This window comes from Yersinia sp. 22-579 (assembly GCF_030433455.1).
Lineage (GTDB): Bacteria > Pseudomonadota > Gammaproteobacteria > Enterobacterales > Enterobacteriaceae > Yersinia > Yersinia enterocolitica.
The window spans coordinates 320328-346703 of the sequence record NZ_JAUJTZ010000002.1 but is presented as its reverse complement, the minus strand read 5'-3'; the positions used below and the strand labels follow the sequence as shown (position 1 = coordinate 346703).

Below are 26376 nucleotides of genomic sequence, written 5' to 3'. Positions count from 1 at the left end.
AGATGGCCCCATTAGCAATCTGTTACGACGATATTGTTCAAGCACACCAGCGGATTACTGGGGTTGCGCTCAAAACTCCGGTTTTGACCTCATCCACTGCCAATGAGCAGACCGGCGCGCAGCTGTTTTTTAAATGCGAAAATTTCCAGCATATGGGGGCATTCAAATTTCGAGGGGCCTATAACGCGCTGGTGAAATTATCGCCGCAACAGCAAGCAAAAGGGGTTATTGCTTTCTCGTCGGGTAATCATGCACAAGCTATTGCTTTATCGGCTCGTAAATTAGGGATTCGCGCTGTTATTGTCATGCCTAAGGATTCTCCAGCGGTCAAAATTGCGGCGACCCGTGGCTATGGCGGCGAAGTGGTGCTGTATGACCGCTACCTTGAAGATCGCGAAGCTATTAGCAATAAACTGGCACAGGAACAGGGGCTAACATTAATCCCGCCATACGATTATCCGGATGTGATGGCCGGCCAGGGGACAGCGGCGAAAGAATTATTTGAAGAAGTGGGTGAGTTGGATGTGCTGCTGGTACCACTTGGAGGCGGGGGGCTGTTGTCTGGTTGTGCCACCGTCGCCAAAGCGCTTTACCCCAATTGTCAGGTAATTGGGGTGGAACCTGCCGCGGGTAATGATGGGCAACAGAGTTTTCGCAGTGGAAAAATCGTTAAGATTGAAACGCCAGTGACCATTGCGGACGGTGCACAAACTCCGGCTTTGGGTCACTACACTTTCCCAGTCATTCAGGAGCGAGTTGATAATATTCTGACTGCGACTGATGATCAGTTAATTTCTGCGATGAAATTTTTCACCAGTCGAATGAAGATTGTGGTTGAACCCACCGGCTGTTTAGGGGCAGCAGTGGCTTTTGGTGACCAGTTGGAGCTGCGCGGTAAACGAGTTGGGGTCATTATTTCGGGCGGTAATGTTGATTTAGGGCGTTTGGCTCACTTTATTGATAAGCTTTGATGATGTCTGAGCCTATCTTGATAAATTCAACATCAGGCCTGCCGCCGGCGGGCCATTATAGCCATGCTGTCTGTGCGGGCGGTATGATCTATCTCTCCGGTCAATTGCCTGTCACGCCATTGGGGGTGGCCTTATCAAATCAACCTTTCGATATTCAGGTGAAGCAGGTATTTACCAATATTGAGGGGATACTCGCGGATTGTCATTGTACTGTAAATAGCCTGGTTCAGGTGCGAGTTTATTTGTGTGATATCGCACTATGGTCACATTTTAATGCGCTATATGCTGATTGGCTGGGGTCACATAAACCGGCTCGCTGCATAGTACCAGTGCCGGTTTTGCATCATGATCTGGCCTTGGAAATTGAAGTGGTTGCGCTGCTTCCCGCCTAGTTTTTCGCTGTCATACTATTGGTGTGATGCGGATCTAGGATAATCTTGAATTTTTCCGATTTAACTGTATTCTTATACAGTGGTTTGGTCGGGGAAATAAACATGCGAAAAATTATTCATGTCGATATGGATTGCTTCTTCGCGGCAGTCGAAATGCGTGACGATCCCAGCTTGCGTGATATTCCTATTGCGATTGGCGGTAGCCGTGACCGGCGCGGTGTTATTAGCACCGCCAATTATCCCGCCCGCCGTTATGGGGTTCGCAGTGCGATGCCCACCGCTATGGCATTGAAACTTTGCCCACAACTGAAAGTGATCCCCGGCCGAATGGCTGCGTACAAAGAAGCTTCGCAGCATATTCGTGAGATTTTTGCGCGCTATACTCCATTAATTGAGCCACTTTCGCTGGATGAAGCCTATCTGGATGTCTCTGATTGTCAGGCATGCAGTGGTTCCGCCACATTAATAGCACAAGAAATCCGCCAATCCATTGCGATGGAGCTCAATTTAACGGCTTCTGCCGGTATTGCCCCTATCAAGTTTTTAGCCAAGATCGCGTCTGATTTAAATAAACCCAATGGTCAGTATGTGATAACCCCGGATCAGGTATTGCCTTTCTTGCGCGACTTACCGCTAAGTAAAATCCCCGGGGTGGGTAAAGTGACCGCAAAACGTTTACAAGAGCTGGGGCTGATAACCTGTAGTGATGTACAAAACTATTCGCAGGCAGAATTATTAAAGCGCTTTGGTAAGTTTGGTCATGTGTTATGGGAGCGCAGCCACGGCATTGATGAACGTGAAGTTTCTCCTGATCGTTTACGTAAATCAGTTGGAGTCGAGCAAACACTAGCCGAAGATATTCATGATTGGGAAAGCTGTGAGTCATTGATTGAAAAGCTTTATATTGAGCTGGAGACTCGCCTTCGTAAAGTCAGGCCAGATTTGCATATTGCCCGGCAAGGGGTGAAACTCAAATTTCATGATTTTCAGCAAACGACACAAGAACATGTTTGGCCACAGCTGAATAAAGCCGATTTATTACAAGTGGCACGGACAGCATGGAATGAGCGGCGCGCGGGGCGAGGGGTTCGACTGGTCGGGTTGCACGTCACGTTACTCGACCCACAACTTGAGCGGCAATTGTTGCTGAGTTGGGAATAGCGCTGAAAATAGTATGAAAAAAGGCGAACCATTAGGTCCGCCATTATTGTATTAAAAGTTAGCTAATTCAGCTTATGCGCGCTCAGGAATTGCTTTCAGCAGCGCCGTCAGTAATTGCCAATATTGACCCACGCTTTCGATATGAACTTGTTCATCCGGTGAATGTGGCCCAGTCATGGTTGGCCCAATCGACACCATATCCATATCTGGATAAGGTTTCTTGAACAAACCACATTCCAGACCCGCATGAATCACCATGATATTAGGTGTTTTGTTAAACAGCTTTTGGTAGGTTTCCCGCACCAGCGCCATCACCGGTGAGCTTGGATCTGGCTGCCAGCCAGGGTAGCCGCCTTTCGGTGAAGTTTCAGCGCCAGCCAACTGACCAATAGCCGTCAGCATGCCGACGACATAATCTTTACCGCTGTCGATCAGGGAACGAATCAGGCAAATGATTTCTGCTTCGTTTTCATTCATGGTCACTACACCCACATTCAGTGAGGTCTCAACCACGCCTTTCACCGCATCACTCATACGAATGACACCATTTGGTGTGGCATTCAATAAAGCGATCAGGCGCTGCTGCGTCTCTTTGGTCAGCGCTTTGGCATCAATAGCTTTGTCATTAATAGATAGTGGTTCAAGCAGTACAGTCAGATTTTTTTCAACTGCGGCTAGCTCATTTTTCAAGGTGGCCAGGTACTCTTGGCTCAGGCTTTTCAGCTGATCGACTTTGTCTGGGGCAATTGCCAGAGTCACAGAACCTTCACGTGGGATGGCATTACGCAGGGTGCCGCCATTCAAATCCAGTACCCGCAGGTCTAATTCTTTGGCATGATCGAACAGGAAACGAGCCAGCAGTTTATTGGCATTGCCGAGTCCTAAATGGATGTCAGCTCCTGAGTGACCACCTTTCAAACCCTTAATCGTCAGTTTCAGCGTCTGATAACCGGCGGGGATTGCTTCGCGCTTTAGCGCTAAAGTGGTAATAAAATCAATACCACCGGCGCAACCCATATAGATTTCGCCTTCCTGCTCGGAGTCGGTATTAATTAAAATATCGGCTTGTAACCAGTTAGGTTGCAGACCAAATGCGCCATCCATACCGGCTTCTTCGGTCATGGTCAGCAGCACTTCCAACGGACCATGCTCGACGTTATCGTCAGACAGTACCGCCAGCGCGGAGGCCATACCAATGCCATTATCTGCACCTAATGTGGTGCCACGGGCTTTAACCCATTCACCGTCGATATAAGGCTGAATAGGATCTTTGGTAAAGTCATGCACCGTATCATTATTCTTCTGCGGAACCATATCCAAATGGGCTTGCAGGGCAACGGGCTTGCGGTTCTCCATCCCCTTGGTAGCAGGCTTACGCAACAGGATATTACCGACCTTATCACGCTCGGCATGCAGACCTTTTTCTTTGGCCCAGGTCATAATATGTTGCGCTAGCGCTTCTTCATGGTAAGACGGATGAGGGATCGAGCAGATTTTGGCGAAAATATCCCACAACGGCTGAGGCGAAAGTTGAGACAGTTCAGACACTGTAAGTCTCCTGTAACAGCATTCTCATATCGGCAACCTCACAGTAGAGATGTCAGAGATGCTATTGGGTTGATGACTAAAGATTTTAAGGGTGGTGATACACCGCCATTAAGATGGCGAGATAGTTTGAGAATATCACTTTCATTAGTATTACGCGCGTATCGCCGCACAATAACTGTAACTAACCTGATTAATTAGCCGGATAATTGCTGGTTTTTATCCGGCTGGCTCTCTATAATCTCGCGCAACCTTTTTTCCCCTTCTGAACCATGGCAAGCCACTTCTATACTGGCTGGGATTACACTTTATGAGCGAAAAATACGTTGTTACCTGGGATATGTTGCAAATTCACGCCCGCAAATTGGCAAGTCGCTTATTGCCTGCTGATCAATGGAAAGGCATCATCGCGGTTAGCCGTGGTGGCTTAGTACCAGCGGGTATTCTGGCGCGTGAGCTGGGTATTCGTTATGTCGACACCGTTTGCATCGCCAGCTATAACCATGATAACCAAGGCGAGCTTAAAGTCCTGAAACGTGCTGAAGGCGATGGTGAAGGCTTTATTGTGATTGATGACTTAGTTGATACTGGCGGTACCGCGAAAGCTATCCGCGAAATGTATCCGAAAGCACATTTTGTCACCATTTTTGCCAAACCTGCTGGACGCCCATTAGTTGATGACTATGTGGTTGATATTCCGCAGGGTACCTGGATTGAACAGCCTTGGGATATGGCGGTAACCTTCGTTGCCCCACTAAGCGGTAAGTAATTTAGTTCGCTTTCAATGCCCGGTGCCTACCGGGCGTTTCATTTTCCCCGCAGTATGAGTACACTTGACTCCATCTGACCAGCCCTAACGGGCTTGAATCACGGCTTATGGAGGCTATTGTTATCATGGCACAAGCCAACCTTTCTGAAATTCTGTTCAAACCAAAATTTAAGCATCCTGAAACCTCAACGCTAGTGCGGCACGCCCACTGCAATCAGGCAATGAATGTTCATTCGGCGCTGGATGGTGACACCACCAGTCATTGGTACCGCATGATCAACCGCCTAATCTGGACCTGGCGTGGTGTCGATCCGCTTGAAATCGAAGAGGTATTGTCACGCATTGCTTGCTCTAAAGCGGAACACAGCGATAACGAACTGCTCGATACTGTTGTGGGTTACCGCAATGGTAACTGGATTTATGAATGGGCCCATCAGGGGATGCAGTGGCAACAAAAAGCCATGGAAGAAGCTGACCCAATGAATGCTGGCCAGTATTGGTTGAATGCGGCAAATTTATACAGCATTGCCGGTTATCCACATCTGAAAGGGGATGAGTTGGCCGAGCAAGTAGAGGTGCTGTCTAATCGCGCATATGAAGAAGCGGCTAAACATCTGCCTTACACCTTGAAAGAACTCAGTTTTGATATTTCTGATGGCGGTACGCTTACCGGGTTCCTGCATATGCCGACTATCGGCAGTGCACCATTTCCAACCGTACTGATGTGCGGTGGGCTGGATACTTTGCAAAGTGATTATCATCGCCTGTTCCGCGACTATCTGGCCCCCAAAGGAATAGCGATGTTGACCATCGATCTGCCATCCGTCGGGGCTTCATCAAAGTGGAAACTCACTCAGGACACCAGCTTCCTGCATCAGCAAGTGTTGCAAGCATTGCCCAATATTCCGTGGATTGATCACCTACGCGTCAGTGTTTTTGGTTTTCGTTTCGGTGCCAACGTGGCGGTACGTCTGGGGTATCTGGAACCACAGCGTGTGCGCGCAGTGGCGTGCCTCGGGCCAATTGTGCATCATCTTTTGTGCAACGCGGATAGCCAGCGCAAAATGCCTGATATGTATATGGATGTGATGGCCAGTCGTTTGGGCATGGCAGATGCTGCGGATGAAATACTCAGAGCAGAAATGAACCGCTACTCTTTAAAAACCCAAGGATTATTGGGGCGGCGTTGCCAAACTCCGATGTTGGCTGGTTTCTGGGAAAACGACCCTTTCAGCCCGAAAGAGGAAGCTAAACTCATTTGTTCTTCTTCTGCCGATGGCAAATTATTACCCATATCATCAACACCGCTGTATGACAATTTCCATCGCGCATTATTGCAAACCAGCCAGTGGTTAGAAGATAAAATGCGTTAATGAGTTGCTAATTTTTAACAGTTTGCTAAAAAGGTGAGTCTACATAAGGAGATTTAAGAATGACGTCAACCAGTGCTCATCCTAAAAGCAAGCTTATGAAACGTTTTGCAGCTTTAGGGCCATACCTGCGTGAAGGGCAGTGCCAGAACGACCGATTTTTCTTTGATTGTTTGGCTGTGTGCGTCAATGTGAAGCTTGCTCCAGAGAAGCGTGAGTTCTGGGGATGGTGGATAGAGCTGGAACCTGCGGCTGATCATTTCACCTATGTTTACCAGCTCGGCCTGTTTAATAAAGATGGCAACTGGAAAGCTGAAAAGATTAAAGATCCTGAAGTACAAGAGAAACTGGAGACTACATTACGTGGTTTCCATAAACGCCTCGCCGAGATGCTGACTTCCATTGAAATGAGATTGGAGCCAGCACAAGATTTTAGCGAGCAGCCGGTTAAGTTGTCGGCATAAAAATAGACCTGTTTAACTGGCATTGCAGGTTTGTACCTAACCTGCAATGCCAATTAAGACGCTGATCCGCAAAGTGCTTGGCATAACGTCTCCCACCTGTTAAAAAGACTCCTATACCCTTTCTTTTATTCTTACATCCCAACGGCAGAAAAATTATGAGTGGCAGCCAGACATTGGTTGTGAAATTGGGGACGAGTGTCCTGACTGGCGGTTCCCGTCGTCTTAATCGTGCCCATATTGTTGAACTGGTGCGCCAGTGCGCCCAGCAACACGCAAAAGGTCATCGTATTGTTATTGTCACCTCTGGTGCCATTGCAGCAGGGCGTGAACACCTGGGTTATCCAGAATTACCCGCCACTATTGCTTCAAAGCAATTACTCGCCGCTGTCGGGCAGAGCCGGCTCATTCAGCTTTGGGAACAACTGTTCTCAATCTATGGCATTCATATCGGCCAGATGTTGCTGACCCGTGCTGATTTAGAAGATCGTGAGCGGTTTTTAAATGCCCGCGACACCATGAATGCTTTGCTGGATAACCGCATAGTGCCGGTTATCAATGAGAATGATGCAGTTGCCACTGCTGAAATCAAAGTTGGCGATAACGATAATCTCTCTGCATTGGCGGCGATTCTGGCTGGTGCCGATAAATTGCTGCTGCTGACAGACCAGGCCGGGCTATACACGGCTGATCCACGTAATAATCCGCAAGCTGAATTAATTCGCGAAGTGCACGGTATTGATGATGCTTTGCGCGGGATTGCAGGCGATAGTGTCTCTGGTCTTGGCACCGGTGGCATGGCGACAAAATTGCAGGCTGCTGATGTTGCTTGTCGTGCCGGTATTGATGTCGTGATTGCTGCGGGTAGTCAGGTGGGTGTTATTGCTGACGTGATTGAGGGAACGCCAGTTGGCACTCGATTCCACGCTCTTGAAACACCACTGGAAAACCGCAAACGGTGGATCTTTGGTGCACCGCCAGCCGGTGAAATTACCGTCGATGATGGCGCGGTAACCGCGATAATGGAGCGCGGCAGCTCGTTGCTACCAAAAGGCATTCGCAGTGTGGTGGGGAACTTCTCGCGCGGCGAAGTTATTCGTATTCGTAATCTCAGTGGGCGCGATTTGGCTCACGGCGTGTCGCGCTATAACAGTGATGCCTTACGTATGCTGGCGGGGCACCATTCGCAACAAATCAGTGAAATCCTCGGGTATGAATATGGCCCGGTGGCTGTTCATCGTGACGATATGATTGTCAGCTAAGGAGCAAGCATGAGCATGCTGGAACAGATGGGGAAAGCCGCTAAACAGGCTTCCTGGCAATTGGCAATGTTGAGTACGGCAAAGAAGAATCAAGCTTTGGCCGTGATTGCCAATCTGCTGGAATCTGAAAGTCAGGCCATTTTACAGGCCAATGAACAAGATATGGCGGCTGCCCGTGACAGCGGTATGAGTGAGGCGTTGCTGGACAGATTGCTGCTAAGTCCTGCACGTTTAGCCGCCATTGCTAATGATGTGCGTCAGGTATGTCGCCTGAATGACCCTGTTGGCCGGGTTATTGACGGTAGCTTACTCGACAGTGGTTTGAAACTTGAGCGCCGTCGCGTCCCGCTGGGAGTGATTGGTGTCATTTATGAAGCACGCCCTAATGTGACGATTGATGTGGCCAGTTTATGCTTGAAAACCGGCAACGCGGTTATTTTGCGTGGCGGTAAAGAGACGCATCACACCAATCAGGCAACAGTAAAAGTTATCCAGCAAGCGCTGGAGCAATGTGGTTTACCACCCGCTGCGGTGCAGGCGATTGAAAGCCCGGATCGTGAATTAGTGACTCAATTACTGCGGATGGACAACTATATCGACATGTTGATTCCACGCGGCGGAGCGGGCTTACATAAATTGTGTCGTGAGCAATCGACAATTCCGGTTATCACCGGCGGCATCGGTGTTTGCCATACTTTTGTCGATGAAAGCGCTGATTTTGAAAAAGCCTTGTTAGTGATTGAAAACGCTAAAATTCAGCGGCCAAGTGCATGTAACTCATTGGAAACCTTGCTTGTCCACCAAGAAATTGCCGCGCGTTTCCTACCGGTATTGAGTGACAGAATGCATGCCTTTGGTGTGACGCTGCATGCCAGCCCGCAAGCTATGCCGTTTTTGGCGGAAGGTAAAGCCAGGGTCGTGGCGGTAGAAGCTGCTGATTATGATGATGAATGGCTATCTCTGGATCTCAATGTGGAGATTGTGGCTGACATTAATGCAGCCATCGACCATATCCGTGAACATGGCACCAGTCATTCTGATGCTATTTTGACGCGCTCACTCGGCAATGCTGAACATTTTGTTCGCGCGGTTGATTCATCAGCCGTTTATGTCAATGCCAGCACGCGTTTCACTGATGGTGGGCAGTTTGGCTTGGGCGCAGAAGTGGCAGTCAGCACACAAAAACTCCATGCTCGTGGCCCAATGGGGTTGGATGCATTGACAACCTATAAGTGGATTGGTTACGGCGATGATTTAGTTCGTAGCTAATTTATTACGAATCGGCGTTATTCAGTAAAGCGATATTTGGCATCCGCCAATGTCGCTTTATTTTTAAATTTAATCCAGCGGGTGGCGTTTAAGATAATAACTGATTTTATAATCAACCGGGTTAAAGGTAATTACCGAGAAATCCACAATCACCCCATCCGTGGTATTCGATACCGCCAATAGTTGCAGCAATAACGTACGCGGATCACAATGAAGCTGCAAAGCGAATTCCTGACTGGCAACAATCGGTAAAAAAGTTTGCCGACAACCTTCAATTTGGTAATTGGCCTGTTTTTCAATAAAGTCATACTTTGATGATTCAAGATGGTGGTAGGTTAAATCCGGCATCAGAGTCACTGGTAAGTAACTTTCTTCTATCTGAATGATCTGTTTATCGGCATAGCGTAATCGCTTGATATAATATGTTTTGTCATCTTGTTGGATATTTAATTGGCTGGCAATAGCCTGCGGAGCTCTAATGATTTTGAATTCAGATACCTCCGTATGGGGTGTTTTTCCGAGCATTTTCATGTGTTCAGTAAAACTGTTCAGATGATTATTATCGTGTTTAAGATCTTTCCCGATAATAAAGGTGCCCCGACCTTGCTGACGCTCTAATAAACCATCCTGAATTAAAACATCCAATGCCTTCCTGACCGTCATTCGTGACGCACCAAAACGTTCAGCTAACTGAATTTCAGAGGGCAAGCAATCACCCACAGAAACATCCTGATGATTTATTAGTTTTCGGATATTGGTGACTAGATTTTTATATACCATTTTCATACCTATTTTGGTGGAGATGCTCATCACGAATGTGTTTTCAACTAATTGATAAATAGCTGATAAAATTTTGTCGGTATGAAAAATAGCTTAAATGTCTAACTTTTAAGGAAATAATATACAAGTGTGACTAACGATTTAATGCAATCGTGATCACATATTTTTATCAATCGCCAAATCATAACCTGCCGATTCCATAGAGTGATGACTGTTTATACTCAAGAGGGAAGCGGTCATGTTAAGTTCGTTTAATCGGTTTGGCGGGGCAATGCTTGGTGCGGTGCTACTCTTCCCTTTTGCCGGGATGATAGTCGGTCTATCTTTGGTACTACAAAATCCAACCTTTGCCAGCCCAGATGGTCTATTTTTCCAACTATTGAAAATTATTGAATCCGGTGGCTGGACGGTATTCAACAATATGGGGTTGTTATTTGCTGTTGGCTTACCTATTAAATTAGCAAATAAAGCACCAGCCTCTGCCTGTTTAGTCTCATTAATTACTTATCTGACCTTTAATGCTTTCCTCGGGGCAATGTGTGAAGTCTGGGGAGCACATTGGGGGGTTAATTTCGCACAAGAGACCGGCGGTACCAGTGGTCTGGCGATGATTGGTGGAATTAAAACGCTGGATACCAGTGTGATTGGTGCAATTCTGTGTGGCAGCCTGGTGACCTGGATACATAACCGCTATTACTCAACTGAATTACCTGACTATATCAGCATCTTCCAGGGCGCAGCCTTCGTTAATATTCTTGGTTTTATTGTCATGCTGCCGCTGGCCTTTATAACATTAATGCTGTGGCCAAAAGTGCAGTTAGGCATGATTTCATTGCAAGGTTTCATTTTGCATGCCGGTAATTTTGGTATCTGGTGTTATATCTTCCTGGAAAAGATCTTATTGCCTACCGGCCTGCATCACTTTGTTTATAGCCCTTTCCAATATACTGATGTCGCTGTATCTGGTGGTACCACACTGTATTGGCTAACCCATTTACAAGAATTCAGCCAATCGACCGAACCGTTAAAACAGCTGTTCCCGGCTGGCGGTTTTGCCATGCAGGGCAATGGGGCGGTATTTGGTGGTTTGGGAATGGCGTTGGCAATATACAGTACGGCAAAACCAGAAAATAAAGCCAAGGTTGCGGGGTTATTGATCCCGGCAACGATTACCAGCATGTTTATCGGTATTACTGAACCGCTGGACTTTACCTTCCTGTTTATTGCTCCGGCGTTATTTGTAGTCCATGCCATGCTTTCCGCCACCATGACCGTGGTGATGTATAGCTTGGGTGTGGTGGGGAACTTTGGTTCTGGAATACTTGAGTGGGCAACACAAAACTGGATTCCAATGTTCAGTAACCACGCCAATGTCATGATTACCCAAATTATTGTCGGCCTTATTTTTAGTGGTGTTTATTTCCTGATATTCCGCGTTTTGATTCTGAAATTTAATTTCAAAACCTTGGGGCGTGAAGATAGTGATCTCAAGCTTTATTCAAAACAAGATTATAAACAAAAAGGCGAAAGTCAGGGGAATGAGTTCCAACAGCGTGCCAGTGCTTATTTAGAAGCCGCTGGTGGGAAAGATAATATTGCAAGTTATACCCACTGCTTTACTCGTTTGAGATTAGTGGTAAAGGACATTAGCCGGGTTCAGCCCAGCACTGCATTCAAAGCCTATTCCGCGATTGAGGTTTATAAAAATGGCAATGATGTGCAGGTGATTGTTGGCAACAATGTGACGCATATTTATGAACAATTTGCTGAGTTGATGAATTAAGGAGTTTTTAGATGAAAAAGTCATCCATTTTGATTGCTGGTGGTGGTTCAACGTATACACATGGCATTATTCTTATGCTACTGGATAATTTACATCGTTTCCCTATTTCGGAAATAAAACTGTATGACAATGACGGCCCACGCCAGGAGATTGTCGCCAAAGCTTGTGAGATTATTCTGCGTGAGCAATCAAGCGGAATAAAGTTCTCCTATACCACCGACCCCAAATCTGCTTTTAGCGGAGTTGATTTCGTGATGGCACATATTCGGCAAGGCAAACTTCCGATGCGTGAAAAAGACGAAAAAATCCCAATGAAATATGGCTGTGTTGGGCAGGAGACTTGTGGCGCGGGGGGAATAGCCTATGGTATGCGTTCTATTAGCGGGGTGTTGGAGATTCTTGATTATATGACGGAATATTCTCCGAATGCCTGGATGCTAAATTACTCAAACCCGGCTGCTATTGTTGCTGAGGCGACGCGCCGCTTACGGCCAACGGCTCGTATTTATCATATTTGTGACATGCCTATCAGTATTGAAGAGGCAATGGCTAAAATACTGCACTATCCTTCTGCGGCAGATTTAGAAACTCGCTATTACGGACTCAACCATTTTGGCTGGTGGAGCTCGGTACGTGATAAAGCCACTGGCGAAGACTTAATGCCGAAATTGGCCGAGCACGTCAGACAATATGGTTATGCTGATGAGCAAGGTGAGGGTAAAGAAGAGATCAGCTGGAATGAAACTTTTGCTAAAGCACGGGATAGTTTTGCACTAGACCCCAGCAGCTTCCCAAATACCTATTTGCAATATTATTTGTACGGCGACGATATGGTGGCACATACCTCACCTGACCATTCCCGAGCTAATGAAGTGATGGAAGGCCGAGAAAAGTTCGTGTTTGATGAGTGCCGTAAAATTATTGCAGAGGGGAGTGCTGCCAATACTCAACTCAAAATTGATGAACATGCGTCTTATATCGTCGATCTGGCACAAGCCATTGCGTTTAATACCAAGCGTCGCATGTTATTGATTGTGCCTAATAAAGGCGCTATCAGTAATTTCGATAATGATGCGATGGTGGAAGTGCCTTGTCTGGTTGGCGCTGAGGGGGTAGAACCATTGGCTATTGGTGATATTCCGACTTTCCAGCGTGGCCTGTTATATCAGCAGCATGCGGTAGAAAAATTGGTGGTAGATGCGTGGATTGAAAAGTCCTACCAAAAATTGTGGCAAGCACTGACATTGTCCAAAACTATCCCCAGTGCCAAAGTCGCGAAGCTGATTCTAGACGATTTAATTGAAGCGAATAAATCCTACTGGACCTTGAATTAGCTCTGACAAAACACCGTTACGGTCTATTTAGGCTGTAACGGTGTGCCTAATCAGCCGGTGGCCACACCAGGGACTCACATTTCATTTTATAAAATAATAACTAAAGTTTCGCCAAAATCTGCCGATAACGATTTCTGATATTTATATGCTTATTAATAATAGTCTGGGTAGCCAGAGCAATAAATTAAAGATGGGGATGGCTGGTGAGCGAAACGTCTAAAGAGAATTTTGTAAAAACCAATAAATTAGCGATCTGTGCAATTCTTCGTGATTTAAAGAAGAATGATACCGCAGTGATGATAGTTCATGCTCGCGGGCAATTTATTAGCCGTATTCTGGATGTCGTTCCTGAGACAAATCAATTTATTTTTGATTTTGGCAGTGTAGCTCATGAGAATATTGCGGCACTTGCTGCCAGCCAACTGACAATCATTGCAGAACCGACAGGCGCAAAAATTGAATTTACCTGCAATCCACTGAAAGAAATACAGTATTTATCTTTACCCGCTTTCAGTACCTCCATTCCTGACAGCCTTTACTTTATTCAACGTCGGGAATATTTCCGGGTCAATATTCCTCAATGGCCTGCCTATTATTGTGCAGGCAAATTCGCTGATGGTAGTAAATTCTCATACACATTAGCTGATGTTTCTTTGGGAGGAATGGGCGTGTATGCCGTGAAAGGCAGTGAATTCCCTGTCCAGAATTGTGGCATCCTGCGTGATGTGTCAGTCGATTTATGTGGTTTTGGTATTTTTAAGTTGGATTTGCAGTTTATCCGAGCTATCGATAAACAAGTGGTGAATAACAAAGGTGAAACTCTCACTGTGCAGCGCTTGAGTTTTAAATTCCCGCGTTTAAGCCCCATCCAGGAAAAAGGATTGCAACGGGCTATTTTTGAACTGGAAAAACAGCAAACGGCCAAAGCGCGAAAATTCCAGGATAGTATTTAGTTTCTGAAACACCTGCTGCCTGAATCATTGTACCCAGACAGCAGGTCTGACAATTCCCTCTCTGGCTATATTTATAACCATTTGTTTTATTTGCCTTATTTTATTCTCTAATCCGTATTTCTTTCTTTGGGCTATAGTTAATACTATTCAGCTTTATCGCTGTCGCATATTTATGCATAACGTCAGCCTTTACTCGCCTCTTTTTTGACTGTTCGTTTGTATGTATCAGTCTTTTGCTTTCTACCTTCACTCAGCATCTTTGACAGCATTCTGCCTGTAAGGGTGTTTTCTGTTCAAGACCATGCGGCTCGCCCCGATTTTTTATTGTACAGATTGCCATAAGACTGTATGAGCACCCGACCAGAAAGGTACCTATGAAATCATTTCTAAAGACTATTCTTGGGCAAAGATCCATTTTGGGATCACGAACTACAGTCACACCCTGGCATGATTTAGCGCCGGTCAGGGAAGAGTTATTCAGTGTCGAGCGGTTGGAGCAACATGCTGAAAGCCTTGCTAAAGCTCAGTCGATAACACCCCATCCACCCCGGGTGTCTACTTTGCATGCGCGGCTGGATGATAATGCCAATACCTTGCTGGCGGCATATCGGGCCAGTGCCGCAGAGTTAGAAAAAGGTCGTGCGGTAGTACCTGCGGCTGAGTGGTTGCTGGATAATTATCATCTGGTTGAAGAACAGATCCGCGAGATTCGCGACGATTTACCGCCGGGCTATTACCGCCAATTGCCCAAACTGGCTGATGGGCCATTTGCTGGTTACCCGCGGGTATTGGGTATTACCTGGGCCTTTGTCGCACATACCGATAGCCATTTGGACCCCGAGGTATTGTGCCGTTTTATTATGGCCTATCAGCGTGTTCAACCGCTGACTATCGGTGAGCTATGGGCGGTCGCGATTACACTGCGTATTGTGCTGATAGAGAACTTACGCCGCCTTGCCGACCAGATTACGCAAGGGCGCAAAGCGCGTGCAGACGCCGAAGCACTGGCAAATCGGTTATTGGCAGCAGGGGATAGCCGCTTAGCGCTAGAGTCCGATATTGCGATGCGTTCAACGGAGCCATTATCTGAACAATTTGCATCTCAGCTGGCAAAACGGCTGCGCGATCAAGATCCGCGCACCACACCAGCACTGGGATGGCTGGAAGACCGCCTGAAGTTACAAGGAGTCACGATCAGCGAAGTGGTTCAGCATGCCCAATTACGTCAAGGGGCGTCTAATGTTTCGGTCCGAAATGTGATTACCAGTATGCGGATGATTTCGGATATTGATTGGGCTGATTTATTTGAGAGTGTCAGTCTGGTTGATGAATGTTTACGGCAGGGAAGCGCTTTTGCCAGTATGGATTTTCAAACCCGCAATCTGTATCGCAGCGCCATAGAACAATTATGCCGTGGCTCGACTTACACTGAACTGGAGATTGCCAACTTTGCCTTACAAGCGGCGCAGAATGCGGTAACCACCGCAGAACCGGAAAATATCGATCGCTGCCGTGACCCCGGTTATCACTTAATTGGGGCTGGGCGTCGTGAATTAGAGAATCAGATCCGATTCAGCCCCTCAATGCGATTATGGTTCAGCCGCCTGAGTATCAGTCTGGGTGTCGGCGGTTACATAGGGGCGATTTTACTGGTTACGGTGGGATTGCTGGCATTGGCATGGTGGGCGCTCTCTTTCCCTGGTTTGGCAGTCGGATGGTTGGTGATATTTGCCTTAGTCGGGTTTATTCCGGCGACTGAAGTGGCAGCTGCGTTGGTTAACCGCGTTATTACCTGGAGCTTTGGTGCCACGATTTTGCCGGGGCTGGAACTGACCAGTGGTGTCCCCGATGAGTTGCGTACCTTAGTGGCGGTGCCCACATTGTTAACCAGTAAAGCTGATTTACTGGAGCAAATTGAGCAACTGGAAGTTCATCATTTGTCGGGTACTACCGGCTCTCTGACTTTTGCGCTGCTGCTCGATGGGGTTGATGCTGATACGCAGGTATTGCCGAGTGATGGCCCACTATTGGCTTTGGCTGACGCAGCTATTGCCCGACTAAATCAACAATATGGCCCCGGTCCGGCTGGCCCGCGTTTCCTGTTGCTTTATCGTCAGCGCATATTTAATGAAAGTGAAAACCGCTGGATGGGCTGGGAGCGCAAGCGAGGCAAGTTGCATGAGCTTAACCGCCTGTTACGCGGAGCAACAGATACCTCATTTATTGCCACTGCGGCTGGTGAACCGCAGGTGCCCACAGGGGTTCGTTATGTGATTACGCTGGATGCTGATACCCGCCTTCCGCGTGATGCGGCGCTGCGTTTAATCGGTAAAATGGCACATCCACTTAATCGGCCACGCTTTAGTGTTGATCAACAACGAGTTGTTGATGGCTATGGCATTCTTCAGCCGCGAGTGACACTGGCATTACCAATGGGAAAAGGCGGTTCATTGTATCAATGGGCTTTTTCCGGCCCCGGCGGTATCGACCCTTATGCCGCTGCGGTTTCAGATGTTTATCAGGATATGTTTGGTGAAGGCTCCTACACCGGCAAAGGCATTTATGATGTTGATGCGTTTGAAGCCTCACTGGCAGGTAGGGTGCCGGACAATACCTTACTCAGCCATGATCTGTTTGAGGGGGTTTTTGCCCGTGCAGGCTTAGCTTCAGATATTGAAGTGGTTGAAGAGTCACCGGCACGCTATGACGTCGTTAGCAAGCGCCAACACCGCTGGACGCGGGGCGATTGGCAGTTACTGCCCTGGATTATCAAACCATCCATCATTAAACCATCCATTATCAAACATAGTAAAAGCAATCAAAGTATCCCGCTGCTGGGGCGTTGGAAGATGGTTGATAACCTGCGCCGTTCACTGGTTGCCCCTTTTACCCTGTTGTTGCTGGGTGGCAGTTGGATGCTCCCCATGCCAGCGGCATGGGTTGGCGTGCTAGTGGTGATAGTGTTGGCTGCCTTGCCCTCTTTATTGCCGATTTTGTTCTCATTATGGCCATCTCAAAATACTCGGCTTAGTAACCATTTACGCTCTTTATTAGATGATGCCAAACGCGCCGGTAGCCAGATATTACTTTCGTTGGTCTTTTTGGCTGACCATGCCTGGCAAATGGCAGATGCTATTGGGCGCACACTGATTCGCCTGTTTATAACGCATCGGAACTTATTGGAGTGGACGACGGCGGCCCAATCCGCAGGCAAGCCGCGCCCCGGTTTAGCCGGTTTTTATCGCCATATGGCCGGTGGTACATTATTCGGTTTGCTGATGGCCGCCATTGCACTGATTGTCTCTCCCGCCACCTGGCCGTTGATTTTGCCTTTTGCGCTACTTTGGCTGTTTGCCCCTGCCATTGCATTGTGGGCCAGTCGCGCCCATCAGGTGGTATCGCATAAACCGATGACTGGGGAAGATATTCCCGAGCTGCGGCTGATCGCCCGCCGTACCTGGCGTTTCTTCGAAACTTTTGTCACGCCTGATGAGAATATGCTGCCGCCTGATAATTTTCAGGAGGACCCAAAACCGGTGGTGGCACACCGCACATCCCCAACGAATATGGGCCTGTATTTGCTCTCAACTGTGGTGGCCCGTGATTTTGGTTGGGCGGGGACGTATCGCACTTTGATACGGCTGGAAACCACTTTTGAAACCTTTCATAAATTGGCGCGTTTCCGTGGGCATTTCTTTAACTGGTATGGGACGCAAGATCTGCGCGCACTGGAACCGGCTTATGTTTCCTCCGTTGACAGTGGAAATCTGGCCGGGCATTTGATTGTACTGGCCAATACCTGTGAAGAGTGGGCCGCAGAACCCTTAGCGGCCAACGGGGCCAAGGGGTTGATGGATAACCTGTTGCTGGCTGAAGCTTCGTTTAGGCAACTCCCGCCGGGTGATGCTGATTTTAAACGTAAACTCTGGGCTGTCCTGGAACAAATTCGCCTGGATTTAAAAGATGTTGGCGAAGCTGAAATGTTACCGCTGGCGTTGAAACCTCTGTTGGCGAAAGCCACTGCGATGGTGCACGGTGTCGCTCGCCCAATCGATGATCATGCCTTTATTGATTTGAGTTATTGGATTGAGGCGCTGATTGTTGCTGCCGCAGAACATGAATATGACCAACAATTGACCCAAGAGGTGCAGGAGCAGGTCAATGACCGATTGCTCAAATTAGCAGCCGAAGCTCGTCATATGGCGCTGGCGATGGATTTTGCTTTCCTACTCGATCCCGAACGCAAGTTACTGTCTATCGGCTATTCGCTGGTGGATAACAGCCTTGACCCGAGTTGCTATGACTTACTGGCTTCTGAAGCGCGACTTGCCAGTTTGTTCGCTATCGCCAAAGGGGATGTGCCGACGCGGCATTGGTTCCGTTTAGGGCGGGCTGCAACCCCAATCGGCAAAGGTGCGGCGCTGATTTCATGGTCAGGTTCGATGTTCGAATATTTGATGCCGTCATTAGTGATGCGGGCACCTGCAGGGAGCTTATTAGAGCAAACCAATCAATTGGTGGTTGAACGGCAACAGGCTTATGGGCGTAGCTTGAATATCCCGTGGGGGATATCTGAGTCGGCATACAGTGCGCGCGATATCGAGTTTACCTATCAATATTCTAATTTTGGTGTGCCGGGGCTTGGGTTAAAACGCGGCTTATCAGAAAATACCGTCATCGCGCCTTATGCGACGGGGCTGGCTACCATGATTGACCCTCACGGCGCATTGCAAAACTATGAGCGGCTGGCCGATATGGGGGCACTGGGGCGTTATGGTTTTTATGAAGCGTTAGACTTTACGCGCTCCCGATTGCCAGAAAACCAGCCGGTGGTGATGGTGCGCAACTATATGGCGCACCATCAGGGGATGACCATTGTGGCTATCGCCAATACCGTGCAGCAGGGCCGGATGCGTAATCGCTTCCATCATGAACCGATGATTCAGGCCTGTGAGTTATTGCTACAAGAGCGCATGCCGCGCAATGTGGCCATTGCCTACCCACGTACCGAAGAGGTGTTGCTATCAGCGGTGGCGGACAGCGCGTTGCCCACAGTGCGTCGCCTGTCTTCACCGGTTATCGGGCCACCGGTCACTCATCTATTATCCAACGGGCGTTATGCTGTGATGTTGACCACCGCGGGGGCCGGCTATAGCCGCTGGTTGGATGTTGCCGTCACCCGCTGGCGAGAAGATGCTACCTGTGATGATTACGGTTCCTTCATTTTCCTGCGCGATTTACGCAGTGGTCGCAGTTGGTCGGCTGGGGCACAGTTGGCCGCTAGTGATAATGCGCATCGTGAGGTGATTTTTGGTGAGGATCATGCTGAGTTTATCTGTCGCGATGGCACACTTACCAGCACCATGAATGTACTGATTTCCAGTGAAGATGATGGTGAAGTTCGTCGCGTTTCGTTGCTGAACACCGGTCGCCGTGCTCGCGAGATTGAACTGACCTCTTATGCTGAAGTCGTGCTTGCGACAGCCTCGGCCGACAATGCTCATCCGGCATTCGCCAAAATGTTTGTCGTGACCGAGTTCTTACCGGAGTTGGGGGCCTTAATTGCCACTCGTCGGCCTCGGACGGCGCAAGAGCCTCAGGTCTGGGCGGCGCATTTTGCGGTGGCTGATGGCTTGCCGATGTCTGCATTGCAATATGAATCGGACCGGGCAAAATTTATTGGCCGTGGTAATCGGGTTGCCACCTCAACAGCACTACAAGCAGGGGGGGCACTGTCAAATACGGTTGGGACAGTGCTCGATCCGATATTCTCGTTGCGCCAAAGCTTACTGATTCCGGCCGGTAAGACTATCACGGTTTCTTTCTGGACACTGATTGCCTCTTCAAAAGAAGATTTGCTGGATATGGTGGATAAACACCGTGACCGTAGCGCGTATGATCGTGCTAAAACACTGGCCTGGACTCAGGCTCAGGTGCAATTGCGTCATCTGGAAATTAAAGCGGAAGAAGCCGCTGATTTTCAGCAACTGGCTGCGCCGATTTTGTATGCCGATGCCCGCTTCCGCTCGCCGTCCACAACTATCATGCGGGGCGCGGGAATCCAGTCAATGTTGTGGTCGCAATCAATCTCCGGCGATTTACCGATAGTCTTACTGCGTATTGAAGATATCGAAGACATTGAGCAAGTGCGGCAACTACTGCGCGCTCATGAATACTGGCGTATGAAACGTCTGGCTGTTGATCTGGTTATCATCAACGAGCGAGCCTCTTCGTATGTACAGGATCTGCAAATCGCCATTGAAACTGCGGTGCGCAGCAGCCAATCGCGCCCTCGTTTTGGTGATGAACTTCGCCAGGGTTCTGCATATGCTTTACGAGCTGATCTGATGAGTGCCGAAACACGCGCATTATTGCGCTCTGTCGCGCGAGTGGTGCTCTCAGCCCGTTATGGCACATTGGGCAATCAACTGAATCATCTATTATTCACGCAGGATAAAAAGGGGATTCCGCCGGCTAAAAAATTATTCACATATGATAAGAAATTGATTAATAAAGATAAAGAATCAGGATTTTCTCTGGTTAAATCAGCTAATTCACCGATAACAGCACAATTGCCACTAGCGAAAACATTATTACCGCAACCGGATAATTTAGAATTCTTTAATGGGCTGGGCGGCTTTGCTCAACAGGGGCGGGAATATGTCACTTGCCTCAATGACGGGGAAAATACACCGGCGCCCTGGATTAATGTTATTGCTAATCAGGCCTTTGGTTTCCAGGTTTCCGCGAGCGGCAGTGGTTATACCTGGGCTGAAAACAGTCGGGAAAACCAGATCACGCCGTGGTTAAATGATCCAGTTATCGATTCATCTGGTGAATGCCTCTATCTACGCGATGAAGATTCCGGACAACTGTGGAGCCCGACGGCGCAGCCTATCCGTGATGGTGGCACTTACATTGCTCGACATGGCCGTGGTTATAGCCGATTTGAGCATCAGGCTAATGGTATTGGTATGGCGCTGCTGCAATATGTGCCGTTGGCTGACCCGATCAAAATATCTCGCCTGACATTACATAATATGTCAGATACACCACGGCGTATCTCAGTAACGGCCTATGCCGAGTGGGTATTGGCGACATCGCGCGGTGCCACCGGGCCATTTATTATCACCGAAATGGATGAGACAACCGGCGCGATGTTGGCGCGTAATCCGTGGAGTACCGCTTTCCCCGGTAGAATTTCTTTTTCCGATCTCAATGGGCAGCAGAGTCGTTGGACCGCTGACCGCAGCGAGTTCCTCGGCCATTATGGCAATAGTGCTGCCCCATTTTCGCTGCTGGCAAAAGTACCACTATCTGGCGTGACAGGGGCGGGATTCGATCCCTGTAGTGCGCTACAGCAGACCATTGAACTGGCCGCCGGTGAGCAGGTTGAAGTGGTTTGGTTTATGGGGCAGAGCCCTTCTGTGAGTGACGCGCAGGCGTTAATTATGCGCTACCGCGCCGCCAATCTGGATGCCGTACTGACTGAAGTCATTGAATACTGGCGTACGGTGTTGGAGGCGGTTCAGGTGAAAACGCCGGACAGGCAAATGGATATCATGCTCAATGGTTGGCTGCTGTATCAAACACTGGCATGCCGAGTCTGGGCACGGTCGGCGTTTTATCAAGCCAGTGGCGCTTATGGATTCCGTGACCAACTACAAGATGGTATGGCGCTCACCTTTGCTCTGCCGGAGACAACTCGTCACCATCTGCTACGTGCGGCCGGGCGACAATTTATTGAAGGCGATGTCCAGCACTGGTGGTTGCCACATTCAGGGCAGGGAGTGCGTACCCGAATCTCTGATGATCGGGTATGGCTCTCTTATGCGACAGCCACTTATATTCTTGTCAGTGGTGACGGCGCGGTACTGGATGAAATTGTACCCTTCCTCGAAGGGCCGATATTGCATCCGGGCGAACACGATGCCTTTTTCCAGCCATTGGTGGCGCAAGAAACCGCCTCACTGTTTGAACACTGCGCCAAAGGTTTGGATCAATGTATTGAACTGACGGGAGAGCTGGGTCTGCCATTGATGGGAACGGGGGACTGGAATGATGGGATGAACCGGGTTGGTGAGGAAGGAAAAGGCGAAAGTGTTTGGCTAGGTTGGTTGCTGGTGGCAACGCTGAAAATGTTTATTCCGCTGGCAAAAGAGCGTGATCCGCAGCGGGCCAGCCAATGGCAACACCATCTTACTGGCTTAATCTCGGCATTGGAGCGGGAAGCGTGGGATGGTGAGTGGTATCGACGTGCCACCTTTGATAACGGCAGTTGGTTGGGGGCCAAAGAGTGCGAAGAGTGCCGCATAGATTCTATCGCCCAATCATGGGCGGTGTTATCTGGAGCGGCAGATCCGCAGCGGGCAGTGCAGGCGATGGCCTCGCTCGAACATCATCTTATTCGCCCTAACGATGGCATGGCCTTGTTGTTCACTCCACCGTTCGATAAAACCCCTGACGACCCCGGTTATATTAAAGGTTATCCACCGGGATTAAGAGAAAATGGCGGCCAATATAGTCACGCTGCGATGTGGGTGATTTTTGCTTTTGCTGAGTTAGGGGAGGGGGATAAAGCCCGTGATTTGTTTGCATTACTTAATCCGATAAATCATGGGAATACCCCGGCGGGAATTGAGCGTTACAAAGTTGAACCTTATGTGGTCGCTGCCGATGTTTATTCTGTCGCACCTCACGTTGGGCGTGGTGGCTGGACGTGGTATACCGGCTCAGCAGGCTGGATGCATCGTGCCGGTATCGAAGGTATTCTGGGGATTCGGCGAGAAGGAAAAGAGTTAGTCATTAATCCTTGCATTCCAGCCAGTTGGCAAGGTTTTGAAGCGACTGTTAACCTTGCCAACACGCGCTATGCCATTCGTGTTGAAAGCCCGGCTCAGCGCTGTCAGGAGATCAGTTCTGCGACACTGAATGGCTCGCCTATCTCCTCTCAACCGGATGGATTACGGCTAGCGCTGGACGGTGGAGAGTACGAACTGATTATTATTTTGTAGCTAATATCAACCGAGTCGGGATAGTCAATCAGCGTTATCTCGACTTAACAAAATAAAAGCTGAAAAATATGTTGAATTATCATGCAACTGCCCCAATATTATAAGCTGAACAATAAGGAGGATTAAGTATGGGGATCAGCGAGGAAGAGAGTATCCGCCGTTTGACTGATGAGAAAAGTTCTATTGGTCATTCGGCTAAATGGGTAGCAATTATATCTGCTGTCTATTTCGTTATTATGCTGTTTTATCAGCATGAATTGGGTGTATTAACCTTGGCAGGTGGGATTTTTGTTGTGTCATTCTCAATCTGGATGAAGAAGCGCCAGAAAGTGAAGTCTTACAAGGATCAACTGCAACAGATGGGTGATGACAAAATGGTTTAATCTCACGCCCACACTTCGATTAGACTGATTTATCAGAGGAACAGCAGGCAACAATCCTGATGAACTGTTCGTCCGATTCTCAGCCTTTTATCTATTTTCGTTTGCTGACCTGCAAGCGCATCCTTAATATTGCCTTTATCTCTATTATGATTTGTCCATTGGTTGCAGTGATTTGGACATATTAAACCCCGTTATCACAAATTTCATTTGCTCATATAATCTCTTCGCCTGTGGGTTATCCGCCGCGACGCGTAGCTTTATCTCAAATATATCTTGAGCCACCAGCAATTTTTCTAATTCTTGTAAACAGGCCGAGCCATATCCTTTGCGCTGACACTGCGGTAGCACATAAAAATCTTTAATAAAGGCCGCGCTATCATTTTCACCTAAACCAAACCATAGATAGCCCACCAGTTGACTATCTTGGCCGATATTGCTTTTATTTTCGATGCAATACAAATGATCGTCAGGGCTATTAACACCCACTGGTAGATAGCTATCAAAGCTATGGCTGGCATGAGCGATGGCCTGTTCACTGCTATAGCCACTGTTGGACGATAAATCTTGTGCATATTCGGTAATAAATAAATTCCGATAGTCGCTAAGTTCCTCAGCACGCATCTCTCTGAGTACGATCATGATGTTTCCCTAATGTAAACACGCTATTGTGATTGTTCAGTTTTGGGTAGAGTAGATTTAATTCGGAAGAAACATTTTAACGCTTTTTAGGTAATAAGGTAGATAAAGTAAATCAGCTGGTTAAATCATAAAATGGGGATGTAATGACGACGCAAAATAGCCACAAAGATGCCGTTGAACGGCAGTTTGGTGATCAGGCAAATGCCTATTTAACCAGTACGGTTCATGCTCAAGGTAAAGATTTACAGCGCCTGGCAACACTACTACAACCCCACGGTGATGCTCGTTTGCTTGATCTCGGTTGTGGTGCGGGGCACGCCAGCTTTACCGCTGCGGCGGCGGTAAAATCAGTGGTTTCTTATGATCTTTCAGCACAAATGCTAGATGTTGTCAGCCAGGTTGCTACGGATAAAAAGCTGACTAATATTGAAGTAAAGCAAGGGTTAGCTGAATCATTACCCTTTGATGATCAGAGCTTTGATATTGTCATTAGCCGCTATTCAGCTCACCACTGGCATGATGTGGGCCAGGCTTTGCGCGAAGTTAAGCGGGTATTACGGCCCGGTGGCAAGGTGATATTTATGGATGTCGTTTCCCCTGGTCATCCAGTGTTAGATATCTATCTACAAACTGTGGAGGTTTTACGTGATACCTCACATGTTCGTAATTACGCTCCTGGTGAATGGCTGGCACTGTTTACCGAGGCAGGATTGCTCATTAATGAAGTGACGTCTGATCGGTTATATTTGGAGTTCAGTAGTTGGATTACCAGAATGCGTACACCGACACATTTCGCTACCGCCATCCGTGAGCTACAAAAATCAGCATCTGATAGCGTAATTAACCATTATGAAATTCAACCTGATGGTTCTTTCACCAGTGATATTATGATGATTGTTGCAAAGCGTATCTAAATATATATAACTGGGCGGCGGTATATTATACTGGCGTCCTTGTTTTTTATTCATATTCTCCTGCGACATAGATATTTTTATTTCCTCCTTATTCTCCTCACAATGATTAGTCTTCTTTACACAGCATTACGTCCCCTTGCATTGGTTCACTCATAATTAACCTCACAAAGACATTACATATAACCCGTCAGTTGGAGCATATTATGAAACTACTACCAGTCATCGCAGCTGCACTTATTGCTACCGCATCATTCGCCACTATGGCCGCGCAAGAAGTCAGTTCAGAACAAGCAACCAAATTGCAAAGCATCGGGGTTATTTCTCTTTCTAATGTCAGTGGGTCACCGACGGATGTGGAGTCAGCACTGAAAGCGAAAGCGGATGCTGATGGTGCCAGCCACTACCGAATTATTGGTATCAGTAACCCCGGTGATTCGAGTAATTACAGTGCCAGCGCTGAAATTTACCGTTAATTCTTCATCGTCAGTAAGTGTTAACGAAATAGTTAGATACAGTATTGATATTGATTAAAAGCTCGATATGACAATGGTTATTTATTGTTATATCGGGCTTGATTGTTTTAGTGTTGCAAGTATTCATAAAGACAAATTTCTTCTATTTATAGACTAAAAATAGTTAACTCTTAGAGCAATCTTAATGAGAACTTAAGGAAAATAAGGTGTTATTGTAGTCCATCCGGGTTTCCGAGGAGCGGCTATGCTAAACACTGTCCGGCGTAATTTTAAAAGTCAGTTTTCTTATTTACAGCGTTTTATTGCCTCACCACGTACCGTTGGTACCTTGGCCCCTTCCTCGCCTTGGTTATGTCAGGCGATGTTAAATCAGGTAGATTGGAAAAAAAGTCTTAATATCGCTGAGCTAGGAGCGGCCGATGGCGTGCTGACCAAGCGTATTTTGTCGCATATGTCAGAAAGCTCGCGCTTGCAGGCTTATGAAATCCAGCCTCATTTTGTGCATTCTCTGCATCAGATTAATGACTCTCGATTACAGGTCGCTTTCCGCTCTGCTGAACAATTGGATCAAGATTACGATGTGGTGTTTTGCTGTTTACCATTATTATCAATCCCGACCAAGATAAGTATCAAGATATTACAGCAGGCCCAGCAGCGCTTACGAGCCAACCAGGGTGTTTTGGTGTTATTCCAGTACAGTCACCTTTCCGAGCCTCTATTATCCCGCTATTTCACCTGGAAAAAGATACGCGTCGTGCGTAATTTCCCGCCGGCTTTGGTCTATATTTGTCAGCCTCGTTAGAGGCTCAGTCTGGTTATTACCCTCAGCTAAATTGCACTATTCTCTCTGATTTTTCAGCGGATTATCAGGCGAAAAGCACAATTCTCTTTATTAATTAGGGG

General features: G+C 47.7%; 19 protein-coding genes. 16 read left to right on the top strand and 3 right to left on the bottom strand.

The window, feature by feature from the left end:
- The first annotated feature begins 2 nt into the window (after positions 1-2).
- The 3 genes from QSV56_RS03915 (at position 3) to dinB (ending at position 2524) form a co-directional block, all read left to right on the top strand.
- Positions 3-971, top strand: a complete 969-nt coding sequence (locus QSV56_RS03915) for a threo-3-hydroxy-L-aspartate ammonia-lyase (RefSeq protein ID WP_046695367.1) — start codon at positions 3-5, stop codon at positions 969-971.
- Positions 971-1363, top strand: a complete 393-nt coding sequence (locus tag QSV56_RS03910; protein WP_046051480.1) for a RidA family protein — start codon at positions 971-973, stop codon at positions 1361-1363. The genes QSV56_RS03915 and QSV56_RS03910 overlap by 1 nt, the downstream gene beginning before the upstream one ends.
- A gap of 102 nt (positions 1364-1465) precedes the next feature.
- The gene (dinB, locus tag QSV56_RS03905; protein WP_019081353.1) at positions 1466-2524 is read left to right on the top strand and encodes a DNA polymerase IV; all 1059 of its coding nucleotides are present in this window, start codon (positions 1466-1468) and stop codon (positions 2522-2524) included.
- 72 nt (positions 2525-2596) lie between these two features.
- Here the strand turns inward: dinB and pepD are convergent, their stop codons facing one another.
- On the bottom strand, positions 2597-4072 hold the full coding sequence (gene pepD / locus QSV56_RS03900) for a beta-Ala-His dipeptidase (protein WP_019081352.1): 1476 nt from the start codon (positions 4070-4072) through the stop codon (positions 2597-2599).
- Between the two features lie 307 nt (positions 4073-4379).
- Between pepD and gpt the strand changes: the two genes are divergently transcribed.
- The 5 genes from gpt (at position 4380) to proA (ending at position 9200) form a co-directional block, all read left to right on the top strand.
- Entirely contained in the window at positions 4380-4838 is a 459-nt protein-coding gene (gene gpt, locus QSV56_RS03895) for a xanthine phosphoribosyltransferase (protein ID WP_019081351.1), read from the top strand.
- A gap of 125 nt (positions 4839-4963) precedes the next feature.
- The gene (frsA, locus tag QSV56_RS03890) at positions 4964-6211 is read left to right on the top strand and encodes an esterase FrsA (RefSeq protein ID WP_019081350.1); all 1248 of its coding nucleotides are present in this window, start codon (positions 4964-4966) and stop codon (positions 6209-6211) included.
- A gap of 59 nt (positions 6212-6270) precedes the next feature.
- A complete protein-coding gene (crl, locus tag QSV56_RS03885; RefSeq protein WP_019081349.1) occupies positions 6271-6672 on the top strand; it encodes a sigma factor-binding protein Crl in 402 nt (133 codons plus the stop codon).
- Positions 6673-6827: 155 nt separating this feature from the next.
- Positions 6828-7931, top strand: a complete 1104-nt coding sequence (gene proB, locus QSV56_RS03880) for a glutamate 5-kinase (protein WP_005167536.1) — start codon at positions 6828-6830, stop codon at positions 7929-7931.
- 15 nt (positions 7932-7946) lie between these two features.
- The gene (gene proA / locus QSV56_RS03875) at positions 7947-9200 is read left to right on the top strand and encodes a glutamate-5-semialdehyde dehydrogenase (protein WP_032901182.1); all 1254 of its coding nucleotides are present in this window, start codon (positions 7947-7949) and stop codon (positions 9198-9200) included.
- A gap of 69 nt (positions 9201-9269) precedes the next feature.
- Here the strand turns inward: proA and QSV56_RS03870 are convergent, their stop codons facing one another.
- Positions 9270-9980 (bottom strand): GntR family transcriptional regulator, encoded by a 711-nt coding sequence (locus tag QSV56_RS03870; RefSeq protein WP_019081347.1) that lies wholly within the window; start codon positions 9978-9980, stop codon positions 9270-9272.
- Between the two features lie 238 nt (positions 9981-10218).
- On the opposite strand from QSV56_RS03870, the gene QSV56_RS03865 reads away from it, so the two are divergent.
- From QSV56_RS03865 to QSV56_RS03845, 5 genes are all read left to right on the top strand, one after another.
- On the top strand, positions 10219-11763 hold the full coding sequence (locus QSV56_RS03865; RefSeq protein WP_050298526.1) for an alpha-glucoside-specific PTS transporter subunit IIBC: 1545 nt from the start codon (positions 10219-10221) through the stop codon (positions 11761-11763).
- Between the two features lie 11 nt (positions 11764-11774).
- Positions 11775-13097, top strand: coding sequence for a 6-phospho-alpha-glucosidase (locus tag QSV56_RS03860; protein WP_019081344.1), 1323 nt, complete (start codon positions 11775-11777; stop codon positions 13095-13097).
- A 203-nt stretch (positions 13098-13300) separates the two neighbouring features.
- Positions 13301-14050 carry a flagellar brake protein gene (locus tag QSV56_RS03855; protein ID WP_019081343.1) on the top strand — a complete coding sequence of 250 codons (750 nt, stop codon included), beginning with the start codon at positions 13301-13303 and terminating at the stop codon, positions 14048-14050.
- Positions 14051-14424: 374 nt separating this feature from the next.
- Positions 14425-23064: a glucoamylase family protein gene (locus QSV56_RS03850; protein ID WP_301210802.1), complete on the top strand. Its 8640-nt coding sequence runs from the start codon at positions 14425-14427 to the stop codon at positions 23062-23064.
- Positions 23065-23192: 128 nt separating this feature from the next.
- Positions 23193-23447, top strand: coding sequence for a hypothetical protein (locus QSV56_RS03845; protein ID WP_005160536.1), 255 nt, complete (start codon positions 23193-23195; stop codon positions 23445-23447).
- A gap of 144 nt (positions 23448-23591) precedes the next feature.
- Here the strand turns inward: QSV56_RS03845 and QSV56_RS03840 are convergent, their stop codons facing one another.
- The gene (locus QSV56_RS03840) at positions 23592-24086 is read right to left on the bottom strand and encodes a GNAT family N-acetyltransferase (RefSeq protein WP_046051476.1); all 495 of its coding nucleotides are present in this window, start codon (positions 24084-24086) and stop codon (positions 23592-23594) included.
- A gap of 143 nt (positions 24087-24229) precedes the next feature.
- Here QSV56_RS03840 and QSV56_RS03835 point away from each other — a divergent pair, with 143 nt between their 5' ends.
- The 3 genes from QSV56_RS03835 to QSV56_RS03825 all read left to right on the top strand — a co-directional run bounded on the left by QSV56_RS03835 (position 24230) and on the right by QSV56_RS03825 (position 26275).
- Positions 24230-25000, top strand: coding sequence for a class I SAM-dependent methyltransferase (locus tag QSV56_RS03835; RefSeq protein WP_046695361.1), 771 nt, complete (start codon positions 24230-24232; stop codon positions 24998-25000).
- Positions 25001-25203: 203 nt separating this feature from the next.
- Positions 25204-25473: a DUF1471 domain-containing protein gene (locus QSV56_RS03830; RefSeq protein WP_005160540.1), complete on the top strand. Its 270-nt coding sequence runs from the start codon at positions 25204-25206 to the stop codon at positions 25471-25473.
- A 244-nt stretch (positions 25474-25717) separates the two neighbouring features.
- Positions 25718-26275, top strand: a complete 558-nt coding sequence (locus tag QSV56_RS03825) for a class I SAM-dependent methyltransferase (protein WP_005167550.1) — start codon at positions 25718-25720, stop codon at positions 26273-26275.
- Positions 26276-26376: the final 101 nt, after the last annotated feature.